At 64.3% G+C, this 255-nt stretch carries 1 pseudogene; it reads left to right on the forward strand.

The window, feature by feature from the left end:
* Window positions 1-255 (forward strand): annotated as a pseudogene (locus ACKX14_RS16210) (oxygen-independent coproporphyrinogen III oxidase); the annotation flags it as partial.

The raw sequence follows: 255 nt of genomic DNA on the forward strand, positions 1-255 counted from the left end.
GAGCAGTTGACCCGGGCGGGCTACCGCTACATCGGCATGGACCACTTTGCCCTGCCGGACGACGAATTGGCCGTCGCCCAGGAAGAAGGCACGCTGCAACGCAACTTCCAGGGCTACACCACCCACGGGCATTGCGATTTGATCGGGCTTGGGGTGTCGGCGATCAGCCAGATCGGCGACCTGTACTGCCAGAACAGCAGCGACCTGAACCACTACCAGAACGCCCTCGCCGGCGCGCAACTGGCCACCAGCCGT

The organism is Thermorhabdus hydrogeniformans (genome assembly GCF_049310025.1).
In the GTDB taxonomy this organism is placed as follows: Bacteria; Bacillota; Thermosediminibacteria; order Thermosediminibacterales; family Tepidanaerobacteraceae; genus JBJYKD01.